19 protein-coding genes are annotated in these 18,330 nt (G+C 64.2%); 12 read left to right on the plus strand and 7 right to left on the minus strand.

Annotated features, from left to right (window positions below; genetic code table 11):
* The first annotated feature begins 41 nt into the window (after positions 1–41).
* Positions 42–938, plus strand: coding sequence for a LysR family transcriptional regulator (locus FJ527_RS12760; RefSeq protein ID WP_023770205.1), 897 nt, complete (start codon positions 42–44; stop codon positions 936–938).
* Between the two features lies 1 nt (position 939).
* On the opposite strand, the gene FJ527_RS12765 is transcribed toward FJ527_RS12760, so the two are convergent.
* From FJ527_RS12765 to FJ527_RS12775, 3 genes are all read right to left on the minus strand, one after another.
* Positions 940–1,437: an isoprenylcysteine carboxylmethyltransferase family protein gene (locus FJ527_RS12765; protein ID WP_140823251.1), complete on the minus strand. Its 498-nt coding sequence runs from the start codon at positions 1,435–1,437 to the stop codon at positions 940–942.
* A gap of 742 nt (positions 1,438–2,179) precedes the next feature.
* Entirely contained in the window at positions 2,180–4,231 is a 2,052-nt protein-coding gene (locus tag FJ527_RS12770) for an elongation factor G (protein WP_015316167.1), read from the minus strand.
* A 190-nt stretch (positions 4,232–4,421) separates the two neighbouring features.
* Positions 4,422–5,951 carry an EAL domain-containing protein gene (locus FJ527_RS12775; RefSeq protein WP_140823252.1) on the minus strand — a complete coding sequence of 510 codons (1,530 nt, stop codon included), beginning with the start codon at positions 5,949–5,951 and terminating at the stop codon, positions 4,422–4,424.
* A gap of 234 nt (positions 5,952–6,185) precedes the next feature.
* On the opposite strand from FJ527_RS12775, the gene FJ527_RS12780 reads away from it, so the two are divergent.
* Entirely contained in the window at positions 6,186–6,581 is a 396-nt protein-coding gene (locus FJ527_RS12780; protein ID WP_140823253.1) for a cupin domain-containing protein, read from the plus strand.
* A gap of 71 nt (positions 6,582–6,652) precedes the next feature.
* On the opposite strand, the gene FJ527_RS12785 is transcribed toward FJ527_RS12780, so the two are convergent.
* A complete protein-coding gene (locus FJ527_RS12785; protein ID WP_140823254.1) occupies positions 6,653–7,855 on the minus strand; it encodes a pyridoxal phosphate-dependent aminotransferase in 1,203 nt (400 codons plus the stop codon).
* A 216-nt stretch (positions 7,856–8,071) separates the two neighbouring features.
* Here FJ527_RS12785 and FJ527_RS12790 point away from each other — a divergent pair, with 216 nt between their 5' ends.
* The 3 genes from FJ527_RS12790 (at position 8,072) to FJ527_RS12800 (ending at position 10,511) form a co-directional block, all read left to right on the plus strand.
* Positions 8,072–8,968, plus strand: coding sequence for an EAL domain-containing protein (locus FJ527_RS12790; protein ID WP_041163693.1), 897 nt, complete (start codon positions 8,072–8,074; stop codon positions 8,966–8,968).
* A complete protein-coding gene (locus FJ527_RS12795; protein ID WP_140823255.1) occupies positions 8,965–9,819 on the plus strand; it encodes an EAL domain-containing protein in 855 nt (284 codons plus the stop codon). The genes FJ527_RS12790 and FJ527_RS12795 overlap by 4 nt, the downstream gene beginning before the upstream one ends.
* 83 nt (positions 9,820–9,902) lie before the next feature.
* Entirely contained in the window at positions 9,903–10,511 is a 609-nt protein-coding gene (locus FJ527_RS12800) for a glutathione S-transferase family protein (RefSeq protein WP_015316173.1), read from the plus strand.
* Between the two features lie 249 nt (positions 10,512–10,760).
* Here the strand turns inward: FJ527_RS12800 and FJ527_RS12805 are convergent, their stop codons facing one another.
* Positions 10,761–10,973: a cold-shock protein gene (locus tag FJ527_RS12805; RefSeq protein ID WP_015316174.1), complete on the minus strand. Its 213-nt coding sequence runs from the start codon at positions 10,971–10,973 to the stop codon at positions 10,761–10,763.
* Between the two features lie 275 nt (positions 10,974–11,248).
* Between FJ527_RS12805 and FJ527_RS12810 the strand changes: the two genes are divergently transcribed.
* On the plus strand, positions 11,249–11,575 hold the full coding sequence (locus FJ527_RS12810) for a hypothetical protein (RefSeq protein WP_140823256.1): 327 nt from the start codon (positions 11,249–11,251) through the stop codon (positions 11,573–11,575).
* Positions 11,576–11,598: 23 nt separating this feature from the next.
* Here the strand turns inward: FJ527_RS12810 and FJ527_RS12815 are convergent, their stop codons facing one another.
* Complete coding sequence (locus FJ527_RS12815; protein WP_140617758.1) at positions 11,599–12,168, minus strand: methylated-DNA--[protein]-cysteine S-methyltransferase; 570 nt, start codon at positions 12,166–12,168, stop codon at positions 11,599–11,601.
* Between the two features lie 181 nt (positions 12,169–12,349).
* Between FJ527_RS12815 and FJ527_RS12820 the strand changes: the two genes are divergently transcribed.
* From FJ527_RS12820 to FJ527_RS12840, 5 genes are all read left to right on the plus strand, one after another.
* Positions 12,350–13,282, plus strand: a complete 933-nt coding sequence (locus FJ527_RS12820; RefSeq protein WP_140617759.1) for a lytic transglycosylase domain-containing protein — start codon at positions 12,350–12,352, stop codon at positions 13,280–13,282.
* Between the two features lie 5 nt (positions 13,283–13,287).
* Positions 13,288–13,776, plus strand: a complete 489-nt coding sequence (locus tag FJ527_RS12825) for a GNAT family N-acetyltransferase (protein WP_140617760.1) — start codon at positions 13,288–13,290, stop codon at positions 13,774–13,776.
* Positions 13,777–13,891: 115 nt separating this feature from the next.
* A complete protein-coding gene (locus FJ527_RS12830) occupies positions 13,892–15,160 on the plus strand; it encodes an ABC transporter substrate-binding protein (RefSeq protein WP_140823257.1) in 1,269 nt (422 codons plus the stop codon).
* Positions 15,161–15,240: 80 nt separating this feature from the next.
* Positions 15,241–16,113 carry a sugar ABC transporter permease gene (locus tag FJ527_RS12835; RefSeq protein ID WP_224529548.1) on the plus strand — a complete coding sequence of 291 codons (873 nt, stop codon included), beginning with the start codon at positions 15,241–15,243 and terminating at the stop codon, positions 16,111–16,113.
* Position 16,114: 1 nt separating this feature from the next.
* Entirely contained in the window at positions 16,115–16,939 is an 825-nt protein-coding gene (locus FJ527_RS12840) for a carbohydrate ABC transporter permease (RefSeq protein WP_140823259.1), read from the plus strand.
* 87 nt (positions 16,940–17,026) lie between these two features.
* On the opposite strand, the gene FJ527_RS12845 is transcribed toward FJ527_RS12840, so the two are convergent.
* Complete coding sequence (locus tag FJ527_RS12845; RefSeq protein ID WP_015316182.1) at positions 17,027–17,365, minus strand: hypothetical protein; 339 nt, start codon at positions 17,363–17,365, stop codon at positions 17,027–17,029.
* Positions 17,366–17,517: 152 nt separating this feature from the next.
* Here FJ527_RS12845 and FJ527_RS12850 point away from each other — a divergent pair, with 152 nt between their 5' ends.
* Entirely contained in the window at positions 17,518–18,261 is a 744-nt protein-coding gene (locus FJ527_RS12850) for a DUF899 family protein (protein WP_140713735.1), read from the plus strand.
* The last annotated feature ends 69 nt before the right edge of the window (positions 18,262–18,330 follow it).

Raw genomic sequence — 18,330 nt, forward strand, 5'->3', positions numbered from 1 at the left:
CTGATTTTTCATTCAGACGCCAACCGGAACGAGGGGAAATCATGGCGTTGGACTGGGACAAGCTACGCGTGTTTCACGCCGCGGCGGAAGCGGGATCGTTCACGCATGCGGCCGAGACGCTGCATCTGTCGCAATCGGCGATCTCAAGGCAGGTCAGCGCGCTCGAACATGATGTCGGCGTGCCGCTGTTCAACCGCCATGCGCGCGGCCTGGTGCTGACCGAGCAGGGCGAGATGCTGTTCCGCACGGCGCATGACGTGCTGATGAAGCTCGAGACCATCAAGTCGCGGCTGACCGAGACCAAGGACCGGCCGTCCGGCGTGCTCAGGGTAACGACGACCGTTGGCCTCGGCGCCGGCTGGCTGACCGAGCGGGTGCAGGAGTTCATCGAACTCTATCCCGAAATCAGCCTGCAGCTGATCCTCGCCAACGAGGAACTCGACCTCACCATGCGCCAGGCGGATTGCGCCATCCGGCTGCGCCAGCCGCAACAGCCGGACCTGATCCAGCGCCGCCTGTTCACCGTGCATTTCCACCTTTACGCAGCCCCCTCCTATGTCGCCAAGCACGGCAAGCCGAGCTCGGTCGCGGAGCTGAGAACCCATCGCATCGTCACCTTCGGCCTGCCCGTGCCGTCGCATCTGTCGGAGTTGAACTGGCTGGAGACGGTCGGCGATTTCGAGAGCGGCCAGCGCGTGCCGTCGCTGCAGATCAACGACATCCTGTCGATCAAGCGCGCCGTGCAGGGCGGCGCCGGCATCGCCATGCTGCCGGATTATGTGATCAGCAAGGATTCCGGGCTGGTGCAGCTGCTGCCGGAGACCGAGGTGCCGTCCTTCGACACCTATTTCGCCTACCCCGACGCGATGAAAAACCAGGCCAAGCTGCACGTGTTTCGCGACTTCATCATCGCCAAGGCCAGAAGCTGGTCGTTCTAGCTTATCCTTTCCAAGGCGTAATCCGCGGCAGCCAGCCCGGTACGTTGCGGCGGTAGGCCTCGTATTCGGCGCCATAGCGGCCGGCGAGCGTCGGCTCCTCGTAGAGCTTGACGAAGGTGACCATGGCAGCCGCCGCGATTGCCGCGTAGGCAGCAATCGACCAGCTCGAGAACAGCAGCGCCTGGCCCAGAATGATCGACAGCACGGCGACATACATGGGATTGCGGACATGGCGGTAGATGCCGCCGATCACCAGCCTTTCGGTCGGTGCGACGGGGGCGGGCGTGCCCAGCCCCTCCAGCGCGAAGCGGGCGAAGGCATGCAGCAGCACCGCGGCCGCGGCAATGACGAGCATGCCGCCGGTGAGCGCAAACAAGGGCAGGGGCGACCATGGCAGGCCCCAGCGATCGCTAAGCAGCCAGGGAACCAGCCCGGCGACAACGCCGGGAGCCGCAATCAGGAAAATGCCGCTGCCGGCGATCGCCGAAAACCTGCGCAATGGTCGATCCTCGCTTGACTGCCTTGGAAATGAACCGCCGCTGCCTCATTCCACATCATCAGTGTTTTTCGGCATTCGGGAGCAAAATCGGTCGGGATCGGCGTTTTCGAGACGACAATGACCCGAAATCGCGCCTCATTTTCACGATTCTGCTGGTCCTATTGGCTTTCGGAATGGGTTGGACCACAGCCTGTGCCTTTTTGCATGTGTGTGTTGCAAAATAGATGCTTGTTTCTTGGGCATGAAGAGCACATATAGAAATCATCTCCTGGACGCGTTCTCCTCCCATTAGCGTCCTCGAGTGTTCCCCTCTGGAGGTTAGCCTTAACAGGCACTTCCAATCAAACTCAGCCGGATCTTCGTTGATCCGGCTTTTTTGTTGCCTGCATGCCACTGGGATGGCTGAAAAATTCACCGGAATTGCCGCGTAACAGTGTCATGTAACCTCTGGTAACATGACAAGGACACCCTCCATCTGCTAAGTGGATGATAGGACGCGGTGTGGTTCGGACGGGAGATGGGGGCATCACTCGTACGGCCCGGGCTCAGGCGGCTACCGCGTCCGAACCTTTTGCGCCGAAGCGCGACGACCTCGACATGCGGCGGACCTGCCGTTTTTCCTCCCGAGAAAACGGTCCGCAAACAAAACGGCGTCCGGCCCCCCCGGGCGTCGTTTTTGGTTTTCGCCCCCTCGATCGTTCGAGGGGGCCCCACATGATTCGGAATCTGGCACCGGGCGAAATCAGGCAGCCTTGCCGTTGGCGTTCATCGCTTCGTCGGCGAGACGACCAGTCAGCTCGGCCATGTGATCGAAAACGGCGCGGTAGCTGGCAACGCCCGAGGTGGCCGAGCGCAGCTCGATAATCAGATCGCCGATCTCGGCCTGCGGCATGGTCGCCTCGACGACGTCCCATCCCGGCCAGTCGGGCCGCGCGTCATAGCCGAGGATCTGGCCGCGCCGCTGCGGGATCAGCGCGATGATCTTCGATGTCGCGTCCGACGGCGTGACGATCTCTACCTTCATCACCGGTTCCAGAAGCACCGGCGAGCAGGCGGCCATGCCTTCCTTCATGGCGAGCTTGGCCGCCATCTGGAAGGCCATGTCGGAGGAATCGACCGCATGGTACGAGCCGTCCGACAGGTTGACCGCGACATCGACCACGGGGAAGCCGAGCGGGCCGGATTTCAGGTAGTCACGTATGCCTGTCTCGACCGACTGGATGTAGGTCTTGGGCACGACGCCGCCGGTGATGGTGTCGGTGAACTGGAAGCCGGAGCCGCGCGGCAGCGGCTTGATCTCGATGACGACATCGCCGAACTGGCCATGGCCGCCCGACTGTTTCTTGTGGCGGCCGCGCTGCTGCACCGGCTTTCGGATCGTCTCGCGATAGGGCACCGCCGGCGCATGGCCTTCCACCGGTATCTGGTTCTTGCCCTCCAGCCGCTCGCGCACGACGCGCAGATGCATCTCGCCATGCCCTGACAGCACGGTCTCGGCCGAATCCTGGTTGTGGCGCAGGCTGAGCGAGGGATCCTCCTCTGCCAAGCGCTGGATGGCGGCCGACATCTTGACCTCGTCCTTGCGCTCCCTGGGGCGCAGCGCGAAGGCGAAGACCGGCTGCGGCGGCTCGACATCGAAGAGCTGTTTGGCACCGCCCTTGGCCGAGGTGAGCGTCTGGCCGGTCTTGACCGCGTCTAGTTTGCCGAGCGCCACGGTGTCGCCGGTCCTGGCGGCGGTCAGCTTGACCTGATCCTTGCCCAGCATCCGGTAGATTCCGGAAACCTTGGCGGTGTCGCCGCCGGGCAGCCACAGTTCCGAGCCGTCGGCGACCTGGCCGGACAGGATGCGAGACACCGACAGCTTGCCGCCATGCGGCGTGTGGATGGTCTTCATCACCTGGACCACCGTCGCATTGCCGTCCGGGGCGCCGAGCCGCTTGCGGGTCGCCTCGATGTCGGGCGCATCGTGGCGGATCGTCTTCAAGAGGCGCAGCACGCCATTGCCTTTCTCGGCGGTGCCGATCAGCACCGGCGTCACCGCGCCTTCGCGCAGATCGGCGGCGAGATCGTCGAAGATCGCGTCCTTCGGCGGCTCTATCTCTTCCAGCAGCTGCTCCATCAACTCATCGTCGTGATCGGCCAGCGTCTCCAGCATCGAGAAGCGCGCCTCCAGTTCGCGCGCCTTGTCGTCGCCCGGTATCTCGGCCACCTCGCTTTCGGCATATTCGCGGTAGATGTAGGCGCGCTCCAGCGCCAGATCGATCGAGCCGATCACGACGCCGTCCTTGCGCAGCGGGATCTGGCGCAGAAGCAGCGGCGCCGCGCTTGTCGGCTGCAGCATCTTCAGCGTATCGCGCACGCCCGCGATCGCCTTGTCGACCTTGTTGAGGAACAGGATGCGCGGCACGCCGAGATCGTCGAGCTTGCGCATGATGAGCTGCAAGGCGGGGATTTTCTTTTCGTCGGCCTCGGCCACGACCACCGCGACGTCGCAGGCGGCCAGCACCGGTTCGGCCTCGAAGGAGAACTCGATTGATCCGGGGCAGTCGATGAAGGTGAACTGCTCGCCCATGAACTCGGTGGTGGCGATCGACGCCTCGACGCTCATGGCGTGGGCGCGGGCCTCGGGCGAATGATCTGAAACGGTATTGCCTGAGGAAACCGGGTTCTGGCGGGGAATGGCGCCGGTACGGGCCAATATGGCTTCGAGAAGTGTCGTCTTACCGCTTGCGAAGGGACCGACTATGGCAATGCATTTCGGTCCCGTGCGTCGTCCTCCGGCGCGAGTACCCATGACTGACCTCCACTCAGGCGTTTCCTGGGGACCGACTGGCATTCATGGTTCAGGCCAGGGTCAATCGGTCCTGAGCGGCGGCCGGCCTGTTCGACCGTCGCGGGCGGTCTGTTTCGACCTGCCCGCGATTATCGTCCCACTTGTTTGCCGGCAGGGCAAGAAAAATAGGGAGCAGGCACGGCCGGTCGTCTCAGGCGCTGAGCGCGAGCGGTTCGGCCGAGCGCCCGTCAAGCAGCGCGAGCTTGCCGCGAGGCACCGGCCTGCCGAAGAAATAACCTTGGAAGCGATTGCACCCGGCCGCCTTGGCGAGAGCGAATTCTTCTGCCGTCTCCACGCCTTCCGCCACTATGGTGACCTCCTGGATGCGCGCGATCTGCGCCAGCGCCGAGACGAATATCTGTGCCACCTGATCGTGAGCGAGGGCGCGGATGTAGGAGCGATCGATCTTGATGATATCGACGGGCAAGGTCTTCAGATAGTTGAAGCCGCAATGGCCGGTGCCGAAATCGTCGAGGGCGATGTGAAAGCCGAGGCCACGCAATGCTTCGAGGCGCCGCAGGATCTCGGGCGTGGCGGCGGTCGCCACCGTCTCGGTGATCTCGATGATGAACTGTGATGCCGACCGGCCAGTGTCCTTCAGCACGCGGTCGCACATGGTCACGATCTCGTCACGCTTGAGCTGCTCGCCGGAGACGTTGATGGAAATGCGGCGGCCGGCGAACTGGCCGATGTCGGCACAAGCCCGCTTGAACACCCATTCGCCGAGCATGTCGATCAACGTCGATCGTTCGGCGATCGCAATGAACTCGGCCGGCGCGATCAGCCCGCGAACCGGGTGGCGCCAGCGGATCAGCCCCTCGAACGCCTCGGTGGAACCGTCCGGGCCGACGATCGGCTGATAATGCAGTTCGAGTTCGCCCAGATAGACCGCGGCGCGCAATTCCCGTTCGACCAGCCGCCGGTAGCGCTTGTCGGACAGCATCTCCTCGTCGAAGACGGTGACGCGGCCACGGCCCGCCGCCTTGCTTTCATAAAGCGCCAGATCGGCAACCAGCATCAATTCCGTCGTGTTCGAGGCATGGGCCGGCGCCAGGGCGACGCCGATCGAAATGGAGAGCGGAATGGTCTTGCCTTCATGCGATTTGCCGGCGCGCATGGCATCCAGCAATCGTCTGACATCCTTGTTGATGGCCGTCAGGTCGCCATGCGGAATGATGACACCGAATTCGTCGCCGCCGAGGCGTCCTACCATGGCGCCGGCAAAGATGCGCTCCGCGGTCTTGACCAGATGCGCCAAGGTGAGGTCGCCGAACTGGTGTCCGAACGTGTCGTTCAACTGCTTGAAATGGTCGAGGTCGATCAAGAGCAAGGCTGCCTCGCGCCTGTCGCGCCTGGTGCCCAGGCTTTCGCGCAGCGCTTCGAGGAAATAGCGTCTCGTCGTGGCGCCGGTCATCGCATCCCTGGTGAGGAAATGATGTTTCTCGGCTTCCGCAGCGGCGGCCGACTGGAGACGATGGACGACGCTGCTGCGCATGTACATCAATGCCAGCAAGGCCAGGCTCGTGGCCAGGATCGAGATGGCGAAGGCACCGCCGGCTGACAGGTCTTGCGAGACGTCGAAAGCGCCAAGCACCGCCGCGCCGGTGCTGATCACGAGCAGCGACTGGATACCGCGATAGATCCGGCCGCTATGGTCCTTGATCGTCGCCAGTATGCTCATCCGCCAGCCCCCGCAATGCAGGCCAACGGCTAGTGCGCAGCCGTTAAGAAGACATTGAATTCCCGGGCATTTCGCTTGGCGGTCCCGTGCCGGCAAGTGTCATGGTTAAGAAATCAGGCCTTCGTCCAAGCGAGGTGACAAGGGCGGTTGCATCAGAGCCGATCCAGACCGAGAATGCGGCTCACTTCGCGGGCCGGCATCTCACCGGCAACCACCAGTTCCAGGGAACAGACGATGAAGATCAGTGCTTGCGGCAGCGTGCCGACCGTTATAGCGCCGGAAAAATATTTCACCGGCCGGGTTCTGCAGACGCCAATCATCGAGAAGGAGCCACCAGCGCGGCTCAGGGCCACGCTGGTCAGTTTCGAGCCCGGCGCGCGCACCCACTGGCACACGCATCCGCTTGGCCAGACGCTTTATGTCACCGCAGGCGCCGGCCTGGTCCAGACATGGGACGGGCCGATCCAGGAAATCAGGGCCGGTGACGTCATCTCCTTCGCGCCTGGCGAGAAGCATTGGCATGGCGCGGCGCCGAAATCGGCAATGACGCACATCGCCATGCAGGAGGCGCTCGACGGCGTCCATGCCGACTGGCTGGAAGAGGTGACCGCGGCGCAATATGGCGGCTGATTGCTGTATCCACAAAACCCGGCGGTAACGCCTGACAGCGGTGACGCCGGGTTTGTTTCGGATCTACCAGATCAGGTCAGCGATGCCGTGAAGCGCTGGATGCGCGTGCAGGCTTCCTCCAGCAGCGTCTCCGAGGTGGCGTAGGAGATGCGGAAGTTGGGGCCAAGGCCGAAGGCCGAGCCGAACACCACCGCGACGCCCTCGGCCTCGAGCAGTTCCGAGCAGAAGGCCTCGTCGCTGTCGATCATCTTGCTGGCCTTGGTCTTCTTCCCGATCAGCTGGGCGCAGGACGGATAGACATAGAAGGCGCCTTCCGGCGACGGGCAGGTGATGCCGCGCGCCTGGTTGAGCATCGAGACGACGAGGTCCCGCCTGCCTTGAAAGATCGCCTTGTTCTTGGCGATGAAATCCTGCGGGCCATTCAACGCCTCGACCGAAGCCCATTGCGCGATGGTGCAGGCGCCGGAGGTCTGCTGGCCCTGGATCATGTCCATCGCCTTGATCAACTGGACGGGACCGGCGGCGTAGCCGATGCGCCAGCCGGTCATGGCATAGGCTTTCGAGACGCCGTTCATGGTCAGCGTGCGCTCGTAAAGCTTGGGCTCGACCTCGGCGATGGTCTTGAAGACGAAGTCGCCATAGGTCAGGTGTTCGTACATGTCGTCGGTCAGCGTCCAGACCTGCGGGTGCTTCAGCAGCACGTCGGCGAGCGCCCGCAGTTCGGCCTCGCTATAGGCCGCGCCCGACGGGTTCGACGGCGAGTTCATCAGCAGCCATTTGGTCTTCGGCGTGATTGCCTTTTCCAGTACCGCCGGCGTCAGCTTGAAGCCATTGTCGATCGAGGTGTCGGCAAACACCGACGTGCCGCCGCAGATCGCCACCATTTCGGGATAGCTGACCCAGTAGGGGCGGGGGATGATGACCTCGTCGCCGGGGTTCAGCGTCGCCATGAAGGCGTTGAACAGGATCTGCTTGCCGCCGGTGCCGACGATGGTCTGCTCGGGCTTGTAGTCGAGATTGTTCTCGCGCTTGAATTTTTTCGCGATCGCCTCGCGCAGCGGCACGATGCCCGAAACCGGCGGGTATTTGGTCTCGCCACGGCGAATGGCCTCGATCGCCGCATTCTTGATGTTGTCGGGCGTGTCGAAATCGGGCTCGCCGGCGCCAAGGCCAATGATGTCCCGGCCGGCATTTTTCAGCTCGCGCGCTTTCTGCGTCACCGCGATGGTGGCGGAAGGCTTAACGCGGGAAAGGGTGTCGGCAAGAAAGGCCATGACCTTTTGTCTCTCCAAAGGATCGGCGCGGCCAGGAGCGGCCGCGGCGCTTCTCATGTCGCAACATTCCCGTCAGCGCAAGCCTTGTCGGCTGGGCCAGGTGGGGCGGCGCGGTCAACGAGGCGTGATCGGCAAAAGAAAGTTCATTAACGGGCGGTAGAGGCTTGCATGGCAGGATCGCGGTTCAATTCCGCCAGGTCGCGGAGCGAGGAACCTTTGTCGCGCAGCATCGGACTTGCCCATATCACCCGTCATGATGACGGCACCTCGAGTGGTGTCTGGGGCATTTATACGCTGCAAAGCGCTTTTCAGCCGATCTTTGCCTTCAACGAGGGCAAGCTTTCGGTTGCCGCCTTCGAAGGGCTGATCCGTCCGTTTCGCGACGGCGAGCCGCAATCGCCGATGAGCTTTTTTTCGACCTGTCCGGCGGCCGACCGTCTGCATGTCGAGGCGCTGACCAGGACGCTGCATCTGCTCAATGCCGGCGCCTGCCTGCCGCAAGAGGCGTCGATCTTCATCAATTTCGACCCGTCGGTGTTCACCGAGCGCGCTGTCGCCGACAATGCCTTGCGTGACATGCGGCTGGTGCTGCAGGAAGCCGGCATCGATCCGGGCCGCGTCGTTTGCGAGGTGACGGAGCAGAGATCGGCATCGCAGGAAACCCTGCACGGCTTCGTCGCCGCGCTCAGGGCCAACGGCTTCCGGATTGCCGTCGACGACTATGGCGCCGACGATTCCGACATCACCCGCGTCAAGGAATTGCGCCCCGACATCGTCAAGTTCGATGCGCACTGGATCACGCAACTGATGGAATCGGGCGCCGGTTTCGCGCTGCTGACATCCATGGTGAGGAGCTTCGAGGACCAGGGCATCCGCACCGTGTTCGAAGGTATCGAGGAAGGCTGGCAACTGGAGCTGGCGGAACGATCGGGCGCCTCGATGGTCCAGGGCTATGTGCTGGCCCGCCCAGAACTGGCGCCGACGAGTTTCCGCGCTTTCGGCCAGGGCAGTCCCGAGCCGGTTCCTCCCCCGAGCCATGCGCCCGCTCCCCCCGCCGTCGCGCCGCGCACCGGGCGGCCCGCAAAAGCCTTCGGGCGCAAGGTGGCGCCATGAGCGTCGAGCGGCGGCGCACCGTCGGCGATGCGATCTTCGTCGACGAGATCGGCATCGAATGTGGCATCCATGGCGACTTCCGCCTGCGCAGCGCCTACCAGCCGATCTACGCCCCGCGCGGCGGCAGCTTGCATCCCGTGGCCGTCGAGGGCCTGATCGAACCGCATCGCGCCGGCCGGCCGGTGTCGCCGCGGGTGTTCTTCGACAGCGTCGCGGCTCCGGAGCGGCTGTACGTCGAAACAATGTGCCGGGTGCTGCATCTGAGGAATTTCCACAATATCGGGGTCGACGGGCTCGACCTGTTCTTCAATTACAATCCCCGGGTCAACGACCATGCTGGACGGGCGCTGGCCGAGATCCGGCTGATGAGCCGGCACCTCGATGAACTCGGCCTGGCACCGGCCATGCTGGTGTGTGAAATCACCGAGCAGGCGGCGGACGATGCGCTGCTGGCCAGGCTGGTGCGTGAAATGCGGCGCGACGGCATCCGCATCGCCATTGACGATTTCGGCACCGGCCATTCGACCGTGGAGCGGGTGAGCCTGCTTCAGCCCGACATCGTCAAGATCGATGGCGGCTGGTTCGCGGAATTCTGCCGCCACGCCGCCGCGGAACGCTTCTTCCGCCCGCTGGTGTCCAGCCTCCACGATCGCGGTGCCAAGGTGCTGGTCGAGGGCATCGAGCAGCCCACCCATTTGCGTGTCGCGCTCGAAGGCGGGGTCGATTTGCTGCAGGGCTTTCTTCTCGGGCGTCCGGCGCTGGCCGGCACCATCTTCAACGAAGAGCCGCTTGCCGTCGATGCGCTGCTGGGCTTCGACAACAAGGTCGTGCCATTGCATAAGCGGCGCTGATGGTCGCGCCAAAACAAATCATTGGTTGAGGATGGCGCCGCTGCGATAATCCGCTCGCAGAAGCAGCGCTCCGGGGAACCATGATGATACTTTACAGCATGATCGATAGCGGCAATTGCTACAAGCCGCGTTTGCTGATGGCCAAGCTCGGCCTGGCCTTCACCACCGTCGAGGTGAGTTCGCATACCGGCGATACGCGCAAGGCCGATTTCGTCGCCAAGAACCCGAACGCCATGGTGCCACTGCTGGAACTGGACGACGGCCGGCGGCTGGCAGAATCCAACGCCATCCTGCTCTATCTCGCCGAAGGCACGCGCTTGCTGCCCGCGGACAAATATGAGCGCGGGCTCGCTTATCAGTGGCTGTTCTTCGAACAATACAGCCACGAGCCCTATATCGCCGTGCGCAAGGCGCTGCTGACCTTTCCGGAACGCGCAGCGGATGCCACGCCGGAGCGGCTGGCTGTGACGCTGGAGCGCGGCAACAAGGCGCTCGGCGTCATGAACACGTATCTCGAAAACAACGCCTTCTTCGCCGGCCGCACATTCAGCATCGCCGACATCGCGCTCTATGCCTATACCCACACGGCGGAGCAGGGCGGCTTCCAGCTCGACGCCTATCCGGCGGTGGTCGCCTGGCTCGGCCGCGTGGAGGCGGACCCGGGGCATGTGCCGATCGAGTGGGTGGGGTAGGCGACGCAGGTGATTGGCGAAAGCGGCAACACAGCGTGATCTCTGAACCCCAGACAAATAAAAAGGCGGGATAAATCCCGCCTTCCCATTTCGGTAGCCTGATTGGGAGCGTCCGGTCCGGGCTGGCAGCTATCTGCTGTTCCAGCTTGTCGGGTCTTTCCGCTCCGGCGCGCTTCTCGCGCGACCGTCAGTACATCCGTGACTTGCCGCGCGCCCCGAACTCTCGTCCGGCGCGCGCCATTTTCAAAATCAGGCTGCCTTGCTCAGAGAACCAGCGGACGACTTGCCGGTGCGGCGGTCCTGCTCGATCTCGAAGTTGATCTTCTGGCCTTCGACCAGGGTCGACAGTCCAGCGCGCTCGACAGCCGAGATGTGGACGAAAACGTCCGCGCCGCCGCTGTCAGGCTGGATGAAGCCGAAACCCTTGGTGGCGTTGAACCACTTGACCGTTCCAGTTGCCATAAAAATAGTCCTTCACATTTGCTTTGGTATGACCGGACCTAAGTCCAGCCGGTGTGCATCGAGATTTTGGAGATAGACGTCAGCAAACGCGAAGATCGCGAGGCCCGGATCGATCGGCCGAAATATCAATGGGGCTGATATAGGCTGCTTTCGCACAAAAAACAAGACTGCGTGAAAACGTCGTGATCCGGGGCCGCCCAACGACCGCCCCAATCTGGTGAAACCGTGGCGCAAGATCGTGCCGTCCCGGGCGGCGGATCGAGGGGAGAGCGACCATGAAAACCATCCTGCTTGCCGCCTGCCTCACGCTGCTGGCCGCCCGGGCGCAGGCCATCTCGCGCTACGACCCCACACGTCTGAGCTGCGGCAAGGTCCAGTCGACGATCGCGCGCCAAGGTGCGGTTATCCTTCGCTATCAGTCGAACCGGGTGCCGGGGCTGCCGCTCTATGACCGCTATGTGCAGAGCCAGCAGTTCTGCACCATGGGCGAGGTGCGGACACGCGCCTATGTGCCGAGCGCCGACACCAAGTCCTGCCCGGTGTACAACTGCAAGCGGCCGGACAATGAGCATTTCAGGCATCGATTCATCCGGCGCCATTAGCACCCGGGAGCGGCTTACTGCTCTCAAAAGCCGAAGGACACCTGCGCCGGCGGCGGCGGGCCGACATGCACGCCTTCCATGGCCAGCATCTTTTCCTTGGTGGTCGAGCCGCCGGGCGCCGAGAAGCCGCCGATCTTGCCGCCGGCGGCAAGGATGCGGTGGCACGGGATGACCAGCGGCACCGGATTGGCACCCAAGGCGGCCCCGGTTTCACGCGGCAGGCCGGCATGGCCGGCGCGCTTGGCGAGTTCGCCATAGGTAGTGGTTTCGCCGTAGCCGAGTTTTCGTGCCGCGTCGTAGATGGCGAGGCGGAAATCGTCGATGCCGTCGAGGTCGACGGGAAAGCCGGTGAAATCGACGTCCTCGCCCGCGGCGTAAGCCTTGATCGAGGCGATCAGTTCGACCACCCATGACGGCTGGGCCGTGGAGGCGGAAATACCGGCATGGCGCATCAGCCGCCGCTCCACCGCTTCGCGGCTGCGTTCGGGCAGGCAAAGCCGGATCAGGCCCTTTTCGCTCCAGGCGATGCCCATGAAACCGATCACTGTTTCTAACACTGCGTGGCCGGCCGTGATCGAAGATGTCGTTTCCATGCTGCGCTCCTTTCCGCAAAGCGGCGAAATCCGGGATTCCTGCCGGTACATATCAGGAACAATATGGCATCGTTGCCTGCATCCCGCCACCCGAAAACCACCAGATGGCCCCGATTGCTACCCAGGAATCGCTGGTGTAAGGAAAATCTTAACACCCGACAAACCGGACACCGAACGCGGCTTGCCAGCAAAACAAACCCTTATCGCCATCGGCGTGATCGTGGCGGCTGCCGGCATCAGCGGCTGCACCTCGACCTCGCAGATGAAGGCCGCGCCGTCGCTGACCGAAACCGCGACCGTTGCCGGCAGCGATGCCGGCTTCACCATCCCCTTGCCGGAAACGGTTTCGGTGCTGCCGCAATCCTCCGGAATCAGCCCCGTCCAGACCGCCGAGTCGACTCCAAGCGCGGGTACACCGGCCCTCGATGCCGTCGCCCAGCCGGCCGCGGCGACCGCGGCCTTTGCCGGGGCGACCCCCACCGCGCCTGCCGTGCCCGCCGTGATGGCCGCCAATGCCTGGCAGGCGCCGGCCCCGGCGAAAGCCGGCCGGCCGATCCAGTCGGCGGAGACCTATACGACCGCCGGGCTCATCGTGCCGGCGGTTGCCAAGGGCGGCCAGAAACTGCCCGGCGTGCAGCAGGTGGCCTATGTCGTGCCGCAGAACCCGGCTGCCCTGGTGCAGTTCCCGTCGGAGCCGGTCGAGCCGGAGCAGCATGCGACCGGCATGCGCGGCGACGTCGACCGGCTGATCGTGAAATACGCCGCCTTCTACCAGGTGCCGGTCGATCTGGTGCGCCATGTCGTCAACCGCGAAAGCACCTACAATCCCAAGGCCTACAATAACGGCCATTGGGGGCTGATGCAGATCAAGCACGCGACGGCGCGCGGCATGGGCTATGATGGGCCGGCCAAGGGCCTGTTCGACGCCGAGACCAACCTCAAATACGCGGTCAAATATCTGCGCGGCGCCTGGCTGGTGTCCAACGGCAACGCCAAGAAGGCCGACTGGCTCTACCAGACCGGCTATTATTTCGACGCCAAGCGCAAGGGCCTTCTCGAGGCGACCGGCCTCGGCGTCGACCGCAAGCGCGGGCGCCTTCAGCCCGACGCCTGAGCGCGATGCCCGAACCGCGCCCGCCGGCTCCGAACGACATCCGGCTGCGCAAGATCCTCGACGAGACACTTGTTCCACCGCATTGGCCGGACGGCTTCGTCATGCGCTCGTTCGAGCGCGGTGACGCGCTGCCCCTGCATGCGTTGCTGGGCGAAGTGTTCGACGACGGCACGGACGGACCCTTCGACGAATGGTGGCCACGCATATCCGAAGATCCCCAATTCGACCCGGCGCTGTGTTTCCTCGTTATCGACGCCAAGGGCAGGCTGGCGGCGGCTGCACTGTGCTGGAGCTCGGCGTTCGTCAAGGATCTGGCCGTTCATCCAGAGGCGCGCGGCAAGGGTGTCGGCGAAGCGCTGATGTGGCACGCCTTCGCCATTTTTCGCGACCGGGGCGCCGCCCATGTCGACCTCAAGACCAATACGCTCGAGAACCCCGCCGCCGTGCGGCTTTACGAGCGGCTGGGCATGAGGCCCGTCGCCTGGGAAGGCTGACTGGCGGCGATGGCTGTTCGGGAACCCAAGGCGCTGCTCCGCATTCAATGAACGGTGGGGTCCTGACCGGCTGCCGGTGCCGTGCGCCGCCGGCTGCCAAGGGAGATCCACCGCGATGAAGCTTTTCCATGCATGGCTGGCGTTGAGCGCCGCTGTCGTGCTCGCAGCGGGTCCGGCGCGCGCGGTCGAGCTGTCGATCGTGTCGGGCGACACCGGCAACGGCCTCAAGGTGCTGCGCGAGATCCTCGACCGCTATGAGAAGGAGAGCGGCGACACGGTCACCATCGTCGCCATGCCGTCGTCCGGGACCGACCAGTTCGGCCAGTACAGGCTGTGGCTCGCCGCCGGCAACAGCGACGTCGACGTCTACCAGACCGATGTCATCTGGGCGCCGCAGCTCGCCAGCCAGTTCGTCGACCTGACCCAGGCGACCAGGGATGTCGTGGCCCAGCATTTCCCGTCGATCATCCAGTCGCAGACCGTCGACGGCAGGCTGGTGGCGCTGCCGATCTTCACCGATGCGCCGGCGCTCTACTACCGCAAGGACCTGCTCGACAAATACGGCGCCAAGGTGCCGGCCACCTGGAAGGAGCTGGGCGACACCGCCAGGCTGGTGATGGACAAGGAGCGGGCGTCGGGCAACAGGGATATCTGGGGTTTCGTCTTCCAGGGCAACGCCTATGAGGGGCTGACCTGCGACGCGTTCGAATGGGTGGTGTCGAATGGCGGCGGCCATATCGTCGAGCCGGATGGCGCGATTTCAATCAACAACCCCCAGGCGGCGGCCGCGCTCGATATGGCGAAGGCCTGGATCGGCACCATCGCCCCGCCCGGCGTGCTCGCCTACCAGGAAGAGGAGGCGCGCGGCGTGTGGCAGACCGGCAATGCGGTCTTCATGCGCAACTGGCCCTATGCCTATGCACTGGGCAACAGCCAGGGGTCGCCGATCAAGGGCAAGTTCGATGTCGCACCGCTGCCGGCGGGCACGGGCGAGGGCGCCCGGCCGGCGGCGACGCTCGGCGGCTGGAACCTCGCGGTCTCGAAATATTCCAAGCACCCGGATGCGGCGATCGAGCTGGTCAAGTTCATCGCCTCGCCGGCAATGCAGAAATACCGCACGCTCAAGACCGCCAACCTGCCGACCATCCAGGCGCTCTATGACGATGCCGACATCGCCCGGCAACAGCCGATCATTCCACACTGGAAAGAGGTCTTCCTCAATGCCGGGCCTCGGCCCTCGGCGGTGACCAGAAACAAGTACAACGAGGCGTCGAGCCAGTTCTGGAACGCCGTCCACAAGACCTTGTCCGGCGAGGGCAGCGCCGCCGACAATCTGGCCGACCTCGAAGCGACGCTGACCCGGCTGAAAGGCAAGGGCTGGTGAGCGTGCATCCGGCCGATGCGCGCTCTGGTTCGAGCCTGACGCGCCAGCGTGCGCGCTCGGCATGGCTGTTCCTGGCGCCGATGCTTGTGGTGCTCGCCGCCGCTGCCGGCTGGCCGCTGGCGCGCACGGTCTATTTCAGCTTCACCGATGCCTCGCTGTCAGACCTCGATGCCCGGCAATGGGTCGGCCTGGCCAATTACGTCTCGGTCCTGCGCATGCCGAGCGGGCGGGTCATCTATGACGGGCTGCTTCTCGACCCGGTCTGGTGGGGCGCCGTGTGGAACACGGTGCGGTTCGCGGTGGTTTCGGTGACCTGCGAGACGATCCTCGGCATGGTCGTCGCCCTGGTGCTCAACGCCGAATTCCCCGGCCGCGGCATCGTCAGAGCGGCGATCCTCATCCCCTGGGCGATCCCAACCATCGTCTCGGCGAAGATGTGGCAGTGGATGCTGAACGACCAGTTCGGCATCATCAATGTCGTGCTCGTCAATCTCGGTCTGATCGACCACAAGATCGCCTGGACCGCCAGCGCCGACACGGCGATGGCGGCGGTGCTGATCGTCGACATCTGGAAGACGACGCCCTTCATGGCGCTGCTGATCCTTGCCGCGCTGCAGATGCTGCCGCGCGAGATCATCGAGGTCGCCAGGCTGGACGGCGCCAATCCCTGGCAGATCTTCTGGCGGGTGACCTTGCCGCTGATCCGCCCGGCGGTGATGGTGGCGGTGATCTTCCGGGCGCTCGATGCGCTGCGCATCTTCGACCTGATCTATGTGCTGACGCCCAACAATGCGCACACCAAGTCGATGTCGGTGTTCGCCCGCGAGAACCTGTTCGAGTTCGACAAGTTCGCCTATGGCTCGGCCGCGTCGACCTTGCTCTTCCTCATTCTCGCTCTGCTCACCATGCTCACCATCCGCATCGGCCGGCTAAGCCTGGACGGAGGCCGCTGAGATGTGGCTGCTGAAGCGCATGGGTTTTTATCTGCTGGTCGGAGCAATCGTGCTGATCGCGGTGTTCCCGTTCTATTACGCCATCGTCACCAGCCTGAAATCGGGGACCGAGCTGTTCCAGGCCGACCTGTGGCCGAGGGCGCCCAGCCTCGGCAATTATCGCAACGTGCTGTCCGAAGGCGCCTTCCTGCGCAACCTGCTGAACTCGCTGGTGGTTTCGGGCGCGGTGGTGGCGCTATCGCTGTTCCTCGGCGTCACCGCGGCCTACGCGCTGGCGCGTATCCGTTTTCGCGGCCGCTCGGCATTGCTGTTCGCCATCCTGTCGGTCTCGATGTTTCCGCAGGTGGCGGTGCTGGCCGGGCTGTTCGAGTTGGTGCGGCTGTTCGGCCTCTACAATTCGCTCCTCGCGCTGATCTTCTCCTACATGATCTTCACGCTGCCGTTCACCGTCTGGGTGCTCACCGCTTTCGTGCGCGACCTGCCGGTGGAGGTCGAGGAGGCGGCGATCCTCGATGGCGCGACGCCGTGGATCATCATCACGCGCATCTTCCTGCCGCTGATGTGGCCGGCGCTGGCGACCACCGGGCTGCTGGCCTTCATCGGTGCCTGGAACGAGTTCCTGTTTGCGCTGACCTTCACCTCCAACGACGCGCGGCGGACCGTGCCGGTGGCGATCGCGCTGCTTTCGGGCAATTCGCAGTTCGAGATACCCTGGGGCAATATCATGGCCGCCTCGGTGATCGTCACGGTGCCGCTGGTGGTGCTGGTGCTGATCTTCCAGCGCAAGATCGTCTCCGGCCTCACAGCCGGCGGGGTCAAGGGGTGAGGAGTGGTCGGCGAAGCCGATCAATCGACAACGATTTGTCGATTGAAGCGACGAACGCCCGAAGCCATAGCGGAGGGCAGGGCATCCTCAGATATCGGGCGCGTTGCCGATTTTCTGCTTGATCTCCAGCGCCCAGGCGCGGCCCTCGTCGCCACCCCATAAGAGCCAGGCGATGGTGCCGGCCGAAGGGTTTTCCTCATTGCCGTAATTCTTGCCGCGCTTGTCGACCTCGTGGCGGGCAAAGTAGCTGACCATGCGGCGGATGGTGGAAGGCGCCAGCTTCTCGCGGTTCTTCAGCTCAGTCGCCCGCGCGACACCGATCTCGGTGCCGCCACGGCCGAACTGCTTGCGCAGCCGCAGGCCCTTGGCGGCATTGTCGGCCACCACTTGCGGGCAGCGCAGGTCGATCTCGTCGGCTTCGTGCATTCTTCTCTCCACTCGCAGCTGTAGCCGATAACGGGGATGTGGCAAGGCCGGGCCTGCCCGATGCGAAATGTCGGGACCGGTTCCGGCCAAACGTCCTTGGATCGCAGAGCAACCGCGCCGGGACGCCGGCGCGCGGAACCAAGGAGCCGATCATGATCACCTTTCCCAACGAATCCGCCAGATACCGCACCGCGCGCGAAAAGCTGCTGAAGAAGGAAATCGAGCTGCGCCGGGCCATGGAAGCCGTGGCCGAGGCGCGCCGCGCGCTGCCGCCGGGCGGGCTGGTGCCGCAGGATTATGTATTCGACGGCCTCGATGAAGCCGGCAAGCCCGCCAGGATAAAACTGTCGGAGCTGTTCGCGGCCGGCAAGAACACGCTGATCCTCTACAACATGATGTTCCCGCGCCATCCGCGGGAGACGCGCGACGTCGCGGCCGGCGGCGGTACCGCGAAGCTCGCCCGGCCCGACCAGCCATGCCCGTCCTGCACCGCCCTGCTCGACCAGTTCGACGGCGCGGTCGGCCATCTCGAAGCGGCCGGCTTCAACTTCGCCGTGGTGGCCAGGACGGCGCTGGAAAACCTCGTCACGCTCGGCCGCGATCGCGGCTGGCGCAACATGCGGCTGGTGTCGTCGGCCAACAACAGCTTCAAGCGCGACTACAATGCCGAGGATGCGGACGGCGCGCAGATCCCGCTGCTGTCGGTGTTCCACCGCGACGCTGACGGCATCAGGCATTTCTGGTCGTCGGAACTCGGCTTCGCGCCGACCGAGCCCGGCCAGGACCCGCGCGCCATCGGCACCTGTGAGATCCTGTGGAACCTGATGGATTTCACGCCGGAGGGCCGGCCGAATTTCGGCGAGCAGCTGCAATATAGCGAGGCGTGCTGCCACTGAAGTCGCTCGGTCCGCACGCTTCAGTTCCGAGTGGCTCTTCAGCACATGGTCGCCGTCGGCCTGTTCGAT

Source organism: Mesorhizobium sp. B2-4-18, from assembly GCF_006441385.1.
GTDB lineage: Bacteria > Pseudomonadota > Alphaproteobacteria > Rhizobiales > Rhizobiaceae > Mesorhizobium > Mesorhizobium australicum.